Genomic DNA, 13,980 nt, shown 5'->3' with positions numbered 1-13,980 from the left:
TGCGGTTCCCTCCGCGGCAGTGGCGGTTAGTTCCGGTCGCTGCACTGCACTTATGAAAAGTACAATACAAAAAGAGTTTCGTCCATTGGCGGCGCCCGCGGTCGCGCCTATCGAGAATACGAGCCGTCGTCAGACCCAAACAAAGCAACGGCGCGGCGAGACCACGGGAGGAAACGGCAATGTCAGGACAAGCGCGTGATTTGTCGTGCGACGTGCTGGTCGTGGGCTCGGGCGCCGGCGGATTGTCCGCCGCGATCACGGCCCGGAAGTGCGGGCTCGACGTGATCATCGTCGAGAAGGACGAGTACTTCGGCGGCACCACGGCTTTTTCCGGCGGCGTGCTGTGGATTCCCGGAAATCGCCATGCGCGCGATGCGGGCGTCACGGACAGCCGCGACGCGGCGCGCACCTATCTCAAGCACGAGACCGGCCATCATTTCGACGATGCGGCGATCGATGCCTTTCTCGATGTCGGCCCGCGCATGCTCGATTTCTTCGAGAAGGAGACCGAAGCGAAATTCGTGCTGTCGGCCTATCCCGACTATCATCCGGACGTCGAGGGCGGCACCAAGCTCGGCCGCTCGGTGACCGCGGCGCCCTACGACGCCAGCGGGCTCGGCACGGAGATCCGCCGGCTGCGGCCGCCGCTCGAGACCATCACCTTCATCGGCATGATGTTCAACTCGTCCAATGACGAGCTGAAGCATTTCTTCCGCGTCACGAGTTCGCTCGCTTCGGCAATCTACGTGGCCCGGCGGCTTGCCAGCCACCTCTGGGATCTCGCCCGCTATCGCCGCGGGGTCAAGATCACCAGCGGCAATGCGCTGGCGGCGCGGCTTGCGAGGACCGTCTTCGATCTCGGGATTCCGCTGCTCACGGCAACGCCCGCGCAACGGCTGATCAGCCGGAACGGCGCCATCGCGGGCGCGATCGTCGGCGATACGCAGGGCGAGTACGCGATCACGGCGCGCCGCGCAGTGGTGCTGGCGAGCGGCGGTTTTCCGCACGATCAGGCGCGCATTGCGCGCGCCTATCCGCATCTTGCCCGAGGTGGCGAACATTTGTCGCCGACACCTGCGGCCAACACCGGCGACGGCATCCGCATGGCAGAGGTGGCCGGCGGCAGCTGCGACATCCGCTTTCCGAGTGCGGCGGCGTGGATGCCGGTGTCGCGCGTGCCGCTCGGCAATCGCACCGGCGTGTTTCCGCATCTCGTGGACCGCTACAAGCCCGGTGTGATCGCGGTGAACAGGCAAGGGCGGCGCTTCACCAACGAGTCCGAGTCCTACCACGACGTCGGCGCCGCGATGATCGCCAATGGCGCCGGCGGTAGGGAGACCGCGGCCTGGCTGATCTGCGATCACGCCACGATCCGCAAGTACGGCCTCGGCTATGCCAAGCCTGCACCAGTGCCGCTCGGACCCTTCGTGCGCAACGGCTATCTGAGCCGCGGCGCGACGCTGCGCGAGCTGGCCGCTGCGACGGGCATCGAGGCCGACGGTCTGGAAGCAACGGTGCGCGAGTACAATGAAGGCGCGGTCCATGGCATTGACCGCGCGTTCAAGCGCGGCTCGACGGCCTTCAACCGCTATCTCGGCGACGCCGAGCACAAGCCAAACCCGAACGTGGCCCCGATCGGCACCGGGCCGTACTACGCGCTGAAGCTCATCATGGGCGATCTCGGCACATTCGACGGTCTGACTACCGACCTGGTCGGTCGCGTGGTGCGCCACGACGGTACGGCGATCGCCGGACTCTATGCCGTCGGCAATGATCGTGCCTCGATCATGGGCGGCAACTATCCTGGTGCCGGCATCACGCTCGGGCCGATCATGACCTTCGGTTACATCACCGGCCGTCATCTGGCTGGCCAGCAAGCCTGATCGACACCATCCAAACGGGATCAACAACGGTCCATGCCGGAAGGCAGGGCAGGTGAGGAAGAAACGACATGACCATGACACGCCGCAGTTTCGTCGGTGCCGGCCTCGCCACGGCGTTGGCGCCGCGCCTCGCCCGGGCGCAGTCCGACAACACGATCCGCATCGGCGTGATCACCGACATGTCCGGCATCTATCGCGACGTGTCGGGGCCCACGACAGTCGCCTGCGCACAGCAGGCGGCTGCCGAATTCATGGCGGCCAACCCTTCCATCAAGGTCGAGATCCTGGTCGCCGACCATCAGAACAAGGCCGACGTCGGCCTTGCGATCATCCGCAAATGGTTCGATCAGGATGGCGTCGACGTGATCGAGAATGTCGGCAACTCCTCGATCGCGCTCGGCGCCAAATACTTGATCGAGGACAAGAACAAGGTTGCCTTGATCACCACCGCCGGATCGTCGGACCTGACCGGCAAGAGCTGCAGCGCCAACCTCGTGCACTGGTCCTGGGATTCCTGGTGCCTCGCCCATTCGACGGCGACCTCGCTCGTGCGCACCGGCGGCTCGAAATGGTTTTTCCTCACCGCCGACTATGCGTTCGGCCATGCTGCCGAGGCGGACGCGGCGAAATTCGTTAAGGCGGCCGGCGGCACCGTGCTCGGCTCGGTCCGCTATCCCTTCGGGTCGACCTCGGACTTCTCGTCCTTCCTGCTGCAGGCTCAGTCGAGCGGCGCGAATGTGATCGCCTTTGCCAATTCCGGCAATGAGCTGATCAACTGTCTGAAGCAGGCCCAGGAGTTCGGTCTGGACCAGGGCGGCGCGCGCATGGCGGCGCTGGTCGGCTATGTTACCGACGTCATCGGCATGGGCCTGTCGACGGCCAAGGGCCTGTCGCTCACCGAGACCTTCTACTGGGATCTCAACGAGCGAACGCGCGCCTTCATGAACCGGGTGAAGCCGCGCCTGGCAGCAAACGTCTATCCCAACATGAGCCAGGCCGGCGACTACGCTTGCGTGCTGCACTACCTCAAGGCGGTGAAGGAGCTCGGCGCCGAGCAGGCCAAGCGCAACGGGCGCGAGGTCGTCGAGCTGATGAAGAAGATGCCGACCGACGACGACTGCTTCGGTCAGGGCATGATCCGCGCCGACGGGCGCAAGATCCATCCGGCCTATCTCTTCGAGGTGAAGAAGCCCGCGGAGAGCACGTCGACCGGCGACGTCTACAAGCTGGTCTCGACGCTGAGCGCAACCGAGGCGTTCCGGCCCCTCGACGAGGGTAGTTGCGCGCTCGTGCGCAGCTGAGAGAGCCAACCGGGAGATCCTCCGATGACCGAGCAAGCCATTGTCGACCTGCGTGTCTACACCATCCGCCTGCGGAAGATGGCGGAGTTCATCGAGGTGTTCGACCGGCTCGCGATACCGGTCCAGCTCAAATATCTGGGGCGTCCGCTTGGCATGTTCACGAGCGCGGTCGGGCCGCTCAACCAGATCGTTCATCTCTGGGGTTTCCCCGACATGGGAGAGTTCGAGCGCCGGCACGCCGAGCGCGACAAGGATCCCGACTGGCCGGCTTACTTGCAAGCCTCAGAGCATCTCATCGTCGCGCAGGAGAACCGGCTGATCCGCAGGATCGAGCTGCTGTCCTTGTCCGGCCTCGCCACCTGAGGCGCCAATCGCCTTTCCAACCTTGGAAGCCCCGCATGGCATGGATCAATCTTTCCGCGAAAGTTGCCGTCGTCACGGGCGGTGGTGCGGGCATCGGGCGCGGCATTGCGCTCGGCCTTTCGGCGGTTGGCGCGACCGTCGTCGTGCTCGACCGCGACGAGGCCGGCGCGGCTGTCGCGGCGGAGATTAGCGCAAGCGGTGGCCGCGCGGAGTTCCTAGCCTGCGATGTCACCCGCGATGACAGCGTCGCGCGCGCCGCCGGCGAGGTGGCGGCGAAAGTCGGCGAAGCCACAATCCTCGTCAACAATGCTGGCACGATGTTGCCGGGCGGGCTCGACACCACGAGCATGGCGGATTGGGACCGCATTCTGTCATTGAACCTGACCGGTTACCTGCGCTGCGCGCGGGCCTTCGGAGAGCCGATGCTGGCGCGCGGCGCAGGCGCCATCGTCCATGTCGCATCGATCTCGGCCTCATTTCCGCAGAGCTACAGCGGCGCCTACAGCGTGAGCAAGGCCGGCGTGGCCGTGCTGTCCCGCCAGCTCGCGGTCGAATGGGGACCGCGCGGCGTACGCAGCAACGTCGTCAGCCCGGGCATGATCCGCACGCCGATGACCGAGGCCATCTATCAGACCCAGGGCGTGTACGAGGCGCGGCGGGCGTTGGTGCCGGCACGGCGCATCGGCCGCCCCGAGGACATCGCCGATGCGGTAGTCTTCCTCGCGAGCGAGCGCGCGAGCTACATCACCGGTGAGGAGATCGTCGTGGACGGTGGCTTCACCCGGACGCTGATGGGCACGATTCCGCGCCCGGGCTTCGAGAAGAGCTGAGCTCGGCAAATCGGGTCGAACGGGAGGGTGTGGTGCTGCTCGAGGGAAAGGTTGCCGTCATCACCGGCGCCGGCTCCGGGATTGGAGCCGCGATTGCGCGACTGTTTGCCGTCGAGGGGGCGAAAGTCTTGCTCGGTGATCTCGCCGAAGGCGGAGCCGCGCTTGCGGCCGGGCTTGCCGCCGATGGTCACGCGGCGGGCTTCCAGCATGTCGACGTCACCGATGAGGCCTCAGTTGCCGAGCTGATGCAGGCAGCCGTCACGCTGTTCGGCCGGCTCGACATCCTCGTCGCCAATGCCGGCATTCCCGAGCGCAAGTCGCCAATCCACGAGCTCGATCTCGTCGACTGGCGCCGCGTGATCGACGTCGATCTCACCGGGGTGGCGATCTGCAACAAGTTCGCCGCAGGCATCATGCGTGCGACCGGTGGTGGCGCGATCGTCAACATGGCGTCGATCCTTGCTCACGTCGGTCAGGAGAACAGCAACGCCTATTCGGCCGCGAAAGCCGCGGTGGTCAATCTCACGCGCTCAGTTGCGTTGACCTATGCGCTCCAGGGTATTCGCGCGAACTGCGTTTCTCCGGGCTATGTCGATACGCCGTTGCTGGCCAAGTTGCCGGAGGCGACCCGCCAGGCGATGCTGGTGCGGCAGCCGATCGGGCGCTTGGCGCGGCCTGGGGAGATTGCTGAGGTTGTGGCCTTTCTTGCGAGCGACAAGGCCTCGATCATCACGGGCGCGTGTGTCAATGCCGACGGCGGCTACACGGCAATCTAATTGATCGCGTCGCGCCGGCGTGGCTATGGCTCAGAGCTGACAATTTTGGATCAGCTTGGATCAGGCTAGCCTGCGTTAGCTCAACTTGGCCGATGATGGATTGGACAGAGAGTTCAAGTTCTTCAATAAGTTAGAAGGCGGCGTGTGCACGATGTGTGCACGGAGAGATCAACAAAAATCTACCGACACCCAATTTGGGGAGCCAACAGCGCTCCAATTTCTGGGCTGGTGACGACTGGTTTGTCTGCGGCAGTCCCGCAGACTGTCGCGTTCAAGACGTCTGGGTAGGTTCAAATCCTGTCCCGGCAACCAACGATCGATACTAAGTCGCCAAGAAGCCCGGCCTCCGGAAGGAGGTCGGGCTTCGTTTTGCCCGCAGCAAAGCTCAAGATCGCGGCCAGATCGCCGTTGAGCACGATTCCTAGCTCGTTCCCGTCGGGCAGAAGCGTCACCCGCTCAACCAAGGAAGCCCATACGCCAGATACGAATAAGCAATAATGCCGGCTTGCTGCGAATTGTAGATCTGCGCGCGAGAATACTAGGACTCAGTTCTGACCTTGCGTGAGATGGACAAAGCTGAAGTCAAGATTTGCCCCGTCTTTGGCATACTGCCGCTCTGCTTTGGTCAGGTTCACGACATCTCCTTTCGAGAACAGATCCAGTAAGAAGATCGGGACGTCGAGCGCATACGGCTCCTTGCGATGACCGTAAGCTCCAGCTCGAAAGGTGAGGACGGAGACGCAAATAGATCAGGGCGAAATTGGCACACTCAGATGGTTGGGGATCTCGAGATCGAAGGCGCGCCGGTGGAAGTCGCCTCGTGGGCCACGCGGATCATCGAGTGGACCGGTTTGGCCATCCAGTTAACCTCCTTGCGCGGCAAGCAATGCGCAGCAAAGTCCAGCTGCTCTCCTTTTTGTCGTGCTTAGCTTGACCATCGATCCTCCCAATGGTGGAGGACTTTAGATAACGCTGATCCGTGCCTGGTAGTATCGGGCTGTTTCAGCACGGTGATCTATCATCTTCGCGCTGCGCCGCAGCAGGACTGTTGGCGCGTATCCAACAGTGGCTGTTGGCGCCGCGACACAAATCCGCTGGCACAAAAAATGCTGAGGCTGAAATCGCCGATGGCGCACCGAAGTTCGCCGGGGAGACGGAGGAAATGATGAGAGCCCAAGTATTGAGAGCCTACGACGAGAAACTTTCCAACGACCTTTGGGTCGGGGAAGAGAAGGTGCCTGATCCGAAGTTGACGAAATCAACCGACGTCATTGTCCGCATAGGTGGTGCGGGCGTATGCCGAACCGACCTTCACATCGTCGAAGGCGTGTGGAAGCCGCACATGGATCCGAGCGGTGACAAGCTGCTTCCCCTCATTATGGGGCACGAAAATGCAGGCTGGATCGAAGAAGTTGGCAAGGAAGTCGAGGGACTAAAGAAGGGCGATCCTGTCATCGTCCATCCGAAGATCAGCGGCGGGACGTGTCTCGCCTGTCGCCGAGGATTCGACATGCACGGTCCTGGAACGTTCCCAGGCCTCGATTGCAACGGCGGCTATGCAGAGTTCCTTTGCACCTCAGAACGCAACATCGTCCCGCTGCCACGGACTTTGGCGCCAAAGGATGTCGCGCCATACGCCGATGCAGGCCTCACCGCCTATCGCGCTGTCAAGAAGGCCACGCGTCACCTTTTGCCAGGCGAATCTTGCGTTGTTATCGGTGCGGGAGGATTGGGCCACATCGGAATCCAGTGCCTCAAAGCGATGTGTGCGGCCGACATTATTGTCGTCGACAAGTCCGAAGCATCGCTGAAACTAGCCGAAAAATCGGGCGCCGATCATCTCGTGAAAGCTGACGGCAACGAAGTGGAAGCCGTTCTGGGTCTGACCGGCGGAAACGGTGCGGAAGCGGTGATCGATTTCGTCGGCGAGAAGGGGACGACGTCGAAGGGCCTGGCGATGACTCGTCCGATGGGCAGCTACTACGTCGTCGGTTACGGCGAAGACATTCGGGTGCCGACAGTCGACATGGTGATAACCGAGAAAAACATTATCGGCAATCTGGTCGGCACGTGGGCCGAACTAACCGAGTTGATGGCCCTTGCGGACCGAGATCTGGTTGAACTTGCCACGACCGAGTATCGCCTTGCGGACGCCAACAAGGCCTTGCACGATCTCAATGCAGGCGAAATTCATGGGCGGGCCGTGTTAATCCCTTGAAGGATAGCTGCATCATCCATCGCGAGCATGCATTTCCTCGCGATGGATCGAGCAAGCGGCCGTCGTCATGCCCGTGTGGTGTCGTCTGACGCCGTCACCGGAGCCCAGCTGCGTGAGATCTTATGCTGGTCAGGCGCTGCAACAGTTCAATCAGATCGGTTTCACACAAGCTCATATCGCAGTGCAAACACCGCAAGGGTGGAGGAGTGGTCTGATCTCCGGAGTCTCATTGTACGCCATCGTCTCAATTTGCATCGTTGTCAATCTCATATCGACAAGATCGCTTAGGAACGCCGCATGAGGTTCGTCCTCGTCAATGGCAGAACACCGTGGCTGAAGACGTTCTGCATGTCTTGCTGCGAGCCCATTCACGCTCACTATCTGAGAGAATTCAGTACCGGTCTCCCTTTCTGCGATCACGATTGCTACGCCCAGTACACCGAGCGCTGGATCGAGAAGGTTCGGCAATCAAAACGGTCGGCCGGTTTCGAGGACTATCGCTAGTCCGAATGGACCGGGCAACGAACCAGTCTCGTATGCGCGGCCTTCAACGTGAAAGACGCCTGTCGCATCGAGCGGACCGCGTTCGATTCCGAAAGCGCTCGACGTATTGCCCGGGGCAATTTCTGGCACTGTTGCAGCGCAAACATTGCGCCGCGAAGTGGCGGTCTCCGCGTTGCGCCGATTCTCATTTTGCAACTCTTGTCGCAGTTTGCATTTCCGCAGGTCGCTAACTGGGAGCCGCGAAGTCTCCGTCAGCGCCGATCCTCACCTCCGGCAATCAGAAATCAATTTGGCGGGGCAAGAGAGCGCTGGCACGCCCATTGCAAAGCTGTTTGGCACAACAACGCTGACTGCTCCGTCCGGGGCGAGCCGCGAAAAGAACGAGGGAAGGGGATGTCAAGCTGAGGGCGAACCTTGCGCGGGGTCACTCAATTGCGATCGGAGGACGGCTGGGTCCGAAGATCGCTCCTGATCATCCCTGAGGTGTTCCACAGTCATCCTGAGACCCTTGCCGATATCAAACGTCCGGCCGCGCAAACGGTCGCGAGGTGGCCCGTAACGCACGGGTAAGCACTGCTCGGTCCGCGAAGGTCCAGGCAGGCGGAATATCGATGTGGTTTCTGACCCGATCAGGAGGAAAGACGAGATGTCTGGAACGCTAACACTCAACAAGATCACCGCCCAGCGCGGCATTTCCGTCGGTGAGGCTGCAAAGAAGATTGCAGATCTCGGATGGAATCCGTCCTACGTCCAGGAAGCGATGACTTTCCCCACCGACTACAAGATCACGAAGGCGCCCAAGGATCCGATGAAGCAGGTCCTTCGCTCCTATTTCCCGATGCAGGAGGAAAAGGACAACCGCGTCTACGGCGCCCTCGATGCCGCGCTTCGCGGCGACATGTTCCGCAACGTCGAGCCACGTTGGGTCGAGTGGATGAAGCTGTTCCTGGCGATCATCCCGTTCCCGGAAATCTCGGCGGCACGTTCCATGGCGATGGTCGGGCGCCTCGCACCCGGCGAAGATCTCCGTACTGGCTTCACCATGCAGATGGTCGACGAATTCCGTCACTCGACCATCCAGATGAACCTGAAGAAATGGTACATGGAGAACTACATCGACCCGGCCGGCTTCGACATCACGGAGGAGGCGTTCGGCAAGTGCTACGCCACCACGATCGGTCGCCAGTTCGGTGAAGGATTCATCACCGGTGACGCCATCACGTCGGCGAACGTCTACCTGACCGTCGTCGCCGAGACGGCGTTCACCAACACGCTGTTCGTCGCCATGCCGTCGGAGGCGGCGCGCAACGGCGACTATGCGCTGCCAACCGTGTTCCTCTCGGTTCAGTCGGACGAGAGCCGCCACATCGGCAACGGCCACTCGATGCTGATGTCGATGCTGAAGGAGCCGGAGAATCACCTGCTGCTCGAGCGCGACATGCGCTATGCTTTCTGGCAGAACCATGCCATCGTCGACGCGGCGATCGGGACGTTCATCGAATACGGCACCACGAACCGCGACAAGAACAAGGAGTCCTACGCGGAGATGTGGCACCGCTGGATCTTCGAGGACTATTACCGGACCTATATGCTGCCGCTCGAGAAGTACGGCATCAAGATCCATCATGACGACGTGCAGGCCGCCTGGAAGCGGCTGACCGAGAAGCACTACGTCCACAAGGTCGCCCAGTTCTTTGCCGTCGGCTGGTCGGCGAACTTCTGGCGTATCGAGGCGCAGACTGAAAAGGACTTCGAGTGGTTCGAGCACAAGTATCCGGGCTGGTATGCGCAGTTCGGCGAGTTCTGGAAATGGTACGAGAAGCTGTCGCATCGGGGTCAAACCAACATCCTGTTCAACAGCGACGTCGGCTACGTCTATCCGCATCGTTGCTGGTCGTGCCTCGTTCCGTGCCTCATCCGTGAGGACATTGTCACCGACGAGATCGACGGCAAGCTGCACACCTTCGCCCATGAGCTCGATCGGTGGACGGCCGTCGAAGCGTTCGCCGGCGAGTACCAGGGTCGTCCGACCCCGGCGATGGGGCGGTTCAGCGGCCGTCGCGAGTGGGAAAGCGTCTACCACAATGTGGATATTGCCGACGCCATCAAGGATCTCGGCTTCGTGCGCACGGACGGCAAGACCTTGGTCGCGCAGCCGCATTTGCGCTTCGACCAGAAGGAAATGTGGACGCTCGACGATGTCCGCGGCCACATCCTCAAGAGCCCGCTACAGACGCTGCGGGAGATGAGCCCGGCCGACCGCGAGAAGCATCTCGCCGAGTATCGCAAGGGATTCACTATCAATCCCTGCAACTAAGTGAGACGGAAGGGGCCGGCTGCGGCCGGCTCCTTCCCGATCGCTCCCCGGAAGATATGAAAGCGTTCGTTTGAGGAGGCCCCTATGGGCGCGCCCGCTAATGTCGTTCGCCTGCAACCGGTAGGCATAGAGTTCGAGGTCGAGGAGAACGAAACTGTTCTCGACGCTGCGTTTCGCCAAGGGATCGCGCTGCCGCATGGCTGCAAGGAGGGGCAGTGCTCTGCGTGCAAATGCGTCCTTACCGGAGGCGATGTCGAGTTGAAGAAATACTCGACGTTTGCCCTGAACGAGATGGAGCGAGGCCAGGATTACATCCTGCTCTGTCGGACCTTGGCATACTCGGATCTGGAGGTGGAGCTCCTCAACTATGACGAGGAAGTGCTGTCGAAATCGATTCCCGTCAAGGATTTCACGGGCACCGTTACGAGCGTCTCTGCGCTGACCCATGACATCCGCCGCCTCGAAATCACACTGGAGCAACCTCTGAAGTTCTGGGCGGGTCAATATGTCGACATCACGCTCCCGGGACCAGAGACGATTACGCGCTCGTTTTCCATGGCAAATTCGCCGGGCGAAAGCCAAAATCTCGCGTTCATCATCAAGAAGTACCCCAATGGGCGCTTCTCCTCACGACTCGACGGAGATCTCGCCGTCGGAACCGAAGTCGGAATCAAAGGACCCTACGGGACCTGCTTCCGACGAGAAAACAAAACAGGAGCCATGATCCTGGTCGGTGGCGGATCCGGAATGTCGCCGCTGTGGTCTATCCTGCATGATCACATCAGCTCCGGGGAAGTTCGTCCGGTGCGCTTCTTCTACGGAGCCAGGACGCAGAACGATCTCTTCTATCTCGACCATTTCGCGGAGCTCGCCGCCAAGCATCCGGAGTTCACCTTCGTCCCGGTTCTCTCCCATGCGGCCGACGACACGGCCTGGGGCGGAGCAAAGGGCTTCGTGCATGAGGCAGTCGGAGAGCACCTTCGCGGTGCGGACTATGGTGAAGACGTCGACGTCTATGCCTGCGGACCATCGCCAATGATCGAGGCGCTGACGCCAGTGTTGCAGATGAGCGATGTCGAGTCGGACCGCATCTTCTTCGACAAGTTCACGCCGGCGAACAACTAAGACGCCTCGACCGTCCAACGAGCTAGAGCCCAACAACAGGAGGAGGAAGACGACCATGACTGCCGTTCAAACCGTATCAGCCAAATCCGGTGCAGCAGGTTCTGCGGTGTTTCCGGATTCGGATAGCCGCAGATACCGCTATTTCGAGCCCCGCAGCAAGCGAGCCACGCACTACGAAGACGTGACGGTCGACGTGCAGCCGGATCCGGAACGATACCTGTTGCAGGACTGGATCATCTCTTTCCCCAACGGCAAGGGTGCATACACCAAGGACAACACGGGGGCCCTCAGCTCGAATTGGCATGCGTTCCGTGCTCCCGACCAGGAATGGGAGCGCACTCACTACCAGCGCCAGTCCAAGATCGAAGCCATGGTCCAGGCCGTGATCGCCAACGGTCGCAAGTCCGGGGCACCGAAGAGCTTCGACAAGGCCTGGATCAAGATCTTGCAGAACCATCTCGGTGCGTGGAAGCACGCCGAGTTCGGTCTCGGCACGTCGCTGATGCAGGCTCAGCGTTACGGCTACACCCAGATGATCAACAATGCGACGCTGACGAACTCGTCCTACAAGCTTCGCCTTTCACAGGATATTACGCTGTATCTCGCCGAGATCGGAATGGACGTTCCGGGCTTCGACGACACGGCCGGCAAGCGCGTCTGGTTGGAAGACAAGGGCTGGCAGGGAACGCGGGAAGCGATCGAGTCGATCATGGGCTCGGCCGACTATCTCGAGCAGTATTTCGCCACCAACATCGTGTTCGAGTCGCTGGTCGGCGAACTGTTTCGCAGCGGCTTCCTGATGCAGGTAGCCTCGTCTAACGGCGACTTCATCACGCCGCCGGTGATTTCGTCCGCGGAAGCGGACTATGAGCGCAATCTCGCGAACACGATCGACCTGATGCACCTTCTGGTGACCGACAATCAGCATGGCGCCCACAACAAGAAGCTGTTCCAGGGGTGGGTGAACAAGCATGTTGCGCTCGCCAACAAGGCGGCCGCCGGCCTGCAGCCGATCTGGTCGCAGCCGCATTCGAAGCCGGTGCAGTACGCCGATGCGCGTGCGCAGTCGGTCGAACGCATTAAGAAGATTCTCGGCGAGCTCGGCCTCACCCTTCCCAAGGAGTAAATTGCAATGTCCGTCGTTTCCAGATCTGCGACCAACCAGAATATCTTCCAGAAGATGGGGGACCTTCGTTTCGAGCAAACGATTTCCCATCAGTGCGGCGTCACCATGAATGACAGCGTCGAGGCGCGCGCCATCGCCGAGTTCATGGCGAAGAAGCCGAACGTGACAGTGACCTATCAGCCGGCCCTGATCCGCATCGACGGCGAGGGAAAGCTGACTTTCAAGATGGATGAAATCAGCGAAATTCTCGGGAAGGAAATGACGGCCGAGATCTTCGAAGTTAACACCTCGACCCACTACGGACGGATGGTGCGTATCGACGACAACACGGTGACGCTGTTCGGAAACATGGACGAGGTCTTCGAATACATCGAGTGAGTCTCCATCGCCTCCCTGACTGGGCGGGGCCGCATCCCCAGCGGCTATGGCCCCGCCGCTTCTCGAAGTGGTCTCGCCCGACCACCGCGCTTCGTTTGATCGACTAGAGCCAACCAGGAATTTCCGGAGAGCAACATGTTCATAACTCCCAGCGGCGAGGAAGTGTTCGTTATCGACGGCCATACCCATTTTTGGGACGGAAGTCCGGCGAATCAGCTCAACGTCCACGGCAAGCAGTTCATCGACTGCTTCTACGCCTACCACACCTCGCTCAGCCCGAAGGACAAGCTCTGGCCGAAGGAGCAGTTCGAGAAATACAGCGCCGACCAGATGTACCACGATCTGTTCGTCGACGGTCCTGACGACATGGCCGTCGTTCAGTCGACCTACCTCACAGAGTTCTACAAGAACGGGTTCAACACTATCGATCGCAACGCCGAGATGGCGAAGAAGTACAAGGACCGCTTCATCGTCAACGGCGCCTTCGATCCACGGGATGGCGAGAGGGCGCTCGAGTACATCCACTACATGAAGGAGACGTTCGGCATCAAGGGTGTCAAGCTCTATACCGCCGAGTGGAAGGGTGACTCGCGTGGGTGGAAGCTCACGGATCCCAACGCCTATCGCTGCCTCGAGCTCTGCCAGAAGCTCGGCATCACCAACATCCATGTCCATAAGGGGCCGACGATCATTCCGTTGGACAAGGATGCGTTCGATGTTCACGACGTCGACCATGCCGCGACGGACTTCCAGGGCTTGAATTTCATCATTGAGCATTGCGGTCTGCCGCGCCTCGATGATTTTTGCTGGATCGCGGTGCAGGAGACGAACGTCTACGGCGGCCTCGCGGTGGCGTTGCCGTTCATCCATGGACGGCCGCGCTATTTTGCCGAAGTGATCAGCGAACTGCTGTTCTGGGTCGGCGAGGACAAGCTGCTTTTCGGGAGCGACTACGCGATCTGGACGCCGCGCTGGCTGGTCGAGAAGTTCTGGAATTTCGAGCTGCCGGAAGATTTGAAGCAGGAGCACGGCGTCGACCTCACCCCGCAGGCAAAGAGGAAGATTCTGGGCCTCAACGCCGCACGTCTCTATGGAGTCGACGTCGAGGCGCAGAAGGCGAAGCTCGGGCAGAAAATCCACGCGACGGCAGCGGAGTAGA

Annotated in this window: 11 protein-coding genes; all 11 read left to right on the top strand. The window is 61.0% G+C overall.

Annotated elements, in window-relative coordinates:
* Positions 1 to 179 precede the first annotated feature (179 nt).
* The 11 genes from AB5K84_RS28795 to AB5K84_RS28745 all read left to right on the top strand — a co-directional run bounded on the left by AB5K84_RS28795 (position 180) and on the right by AB5K84_RS28745 (position 13,979).
* The gene (locus AB5K84_RS28795) at positions 180 to 1,883 is read left to right on the top strand and encodes an FAD-dependent oxidoreductase (RefSeq protein ID WP_011086450.1); all 1,704 of its coding nucleotides are present in this window, start codon (positions 180 to 182) and stop codon (positions 1,881 to 1,883) included.
* Between the two features lie 68 nt (positions 1,884 to 1,951).
* A complete protein-coding gene (locus AB5K84_RS28790; RefSeq protein ID WP_011086451.1) occupies positions 1,952 to 3,184 on the top strand; it encodes an ABC transporter substrate-binding protein in 1,233 nt (410 codons plus the stop codon).
* 24 nt (positions 3,185 to 3,208) lie between these two features.
* Entirely contained in the window at positions 3,209 to 3,547 is a 339-nt protein-coding gene (locus tag AB5K84_RS28785) for an NIPSNAP family protein (protein ID WP_011086452.1), read from the top strand.
* Positions 3,548 to 3,582: 35 nt separating this feature from the next.
* A complete protein-coding gene (locus tag AB5K84_RS28780) occupies positions 3,583 to 4,377 on the top strand; it encodes an SDR family NAD(P)-dependent oxidoreductase (RefSeq protein ID WP_011086453.1) in 795 nt (264 codons plus the stop codon).
* 32 nt (positions 4,378 to 4,409) lie between these two features.
* Complete coding sequence (locus AB5K84_RS28775) at positions 4,410 to 5,153, top strand: SDR family NAD(P)-dependent oxidoreductase (protein WP_038966228.1); 744 nt, start codon at positions 4,410 to 4,412, stop codon at positions 5,151 to 5,153.
* A gap of 1,165 nt (positions 5,154 to 6,318) precedes the next feature.
* Positions 6,319 to 7,371 (top strand): NAD(P)-dependent alcohol dehydrogenase, encoded by a 1,053-nt coding sequence (locus tag AB5K84_RS28770; protein WP_038966229.1) that lies wholly within the window; start codon positions 6,319 to 6,321, stop codon positions 7,369 to 7,371.
* Positions 7,372 to 8,521: 1,150 nt separating this feature from the next.
* On the top strand, positions 8,522 to 10,192 hold the full coding sequence (locus tag AB5K84_RS28765) for an aromatic/alkene/methane monooxygenase hydroxylase/oxygenase subunit alpha (protein WP_038966206.1): 1,671 nt from the start codon (positions 8,522 to 8,524) through the stop codon (positions 10,190 to 10,192).
* Between the two features lie 84 nt (positions 10,193 to 10,276).
* Complete coding sequence (locus tag AB5K84_RS28760) at positions 10,277 to 11,317, top strand: 2Fe-2S iron-sulfur cluster-binding protein (RefSeq protein WP_011086459.1); 1,041 nt, start codon at positions 10,277 to 10,279, stop codon at positions 11,315 to 11,317.
* Positions 11,318 to 11,372: 55 nt separating this feature from the next.
* Positions 11,373 to 12,443, top strand: coding sequence for an aromatic/alkene monooxygenase hydroxylase subunit beta (locus AB5K84_RS28755; protein ID WP_038966207.1), 1,071 nt, complete (start codon positions 11,373 to 11,375; stop codon positions 12,441 to 12,443).
* Positions 12,444 to 12,449: 6 nt separating this feature from the next.
* Entirely contained in the window at positions 12,450 to 12,821 is a 372-nt protein-coding gene (locus AB5K84_RS28750) for an MmoB/DmpM family protein (RefSeq protein WP_011086461.1), read from the top strand.
* Between the two features lie 135 nt (positions 12,822 to 12,956).
* Positions 12,957 to 13,979, top strand: coding sequence for an amidohydrolase family protein (locus AB5K84_RS28745; protein ID WP_011086462.1), 1,023 nt, complete (start codon positions 12,957 to 12,959; stop codon positions 13,977 to 13,979).
* Position 13,980 lies beyond the last annotated feature (1 nt).

Source organism: Bradyrhizobium sp. 1200_D9_N1_1, from assembly GCF_052075915.1.
GTDB classification, from domain to species: Bacteria; Pseudomonadota; Alphaproteobacteria; order Rhizobiales; family Xanthobacteraceae; genus Bradyrhizobium; species Bradyrhizobium diazoefficiens.
The sequence above is the reverse complement of the archived record's forward strand: the minus strand, read 5'-3'. Positions and strand labels throughout refer to the sequence as shown.

Excerpts from the sequence above, each read along its gene's own strand:
- AB5K84_RS28795 (WP_011086450.1), top strand. The coding sequence starts at position 180 with ATGTCAGGACAAGCGCGTGATTTGTCGTGCGACGTGCTGGTCGTGGGC.
- AB5K84_RS28790 (WP_011086451.1), top strand. The coding sequence starts at position 1,952 with ATGACCATGACACGCCGCAGTTTCGTCGGTGCCGGCCTCGCCACGGCG.
- AB5K84_RS28785 (WP_011086452.1), top strand. The coding sequence starts at position 3,209 with ATGACCGAGCAAGCCATTGTCGACCTGCGTGTCTACACCATCCGCCTG.
- AB5K84_RS28780 (WP_011086453.1), top strand. The coding sequence starts at position 3,583 with ATGGCATGGATCAATCTTTCCGCGAAAGTTGCCGTCGTCACGGGCGGT.
- AB5K84_RS28770 (WP_038966229.1), top strand. The coding sequence starts at position 6,319 with ATGAGAGCCCAAGTATTGAGAGCCTACGACGAGAAACTTTCCAACGAC.
- AB5K84_RS28765 (WP_038966206.1), top strand. The coding sequence starts at position 8,522 with ATGTCTGGAACGCTAACACTCAACAAGATCACCGCCCAGCGCGGCATT.
- AB5K84_RS28760 (WP_011086459.1), top strand. The coding sequence starts at position 10,277 with ATGGGCGCGCCCGCTAATGTCGTTCGCCTGCAACCGGTAGGCATAGAG.
- AB5K84_RS28755 (WP_038966207.1), top strand. The coding sequence starts at position 11,373 with ATGACTGCCGTTCAAACCGTATCAGCCAAATCCGGTGCAGCAGGTTCT.
- AB5K84_RS28750 (WP_011086461.1), top strand. The coding sequence starts at position 12,450 with ATGTCCGTCGTTTCCAGATCTGCGACCAACCAGAATATCTTCCAGAAG.
- AB5K84_RS28745 (WP_011086462.1), top strand. The coding sequence starts at position 12,957 with ATGTTCATAACTCCCAGCGGCGAGGAAGTGTTCGTTATCGACGGCCAT.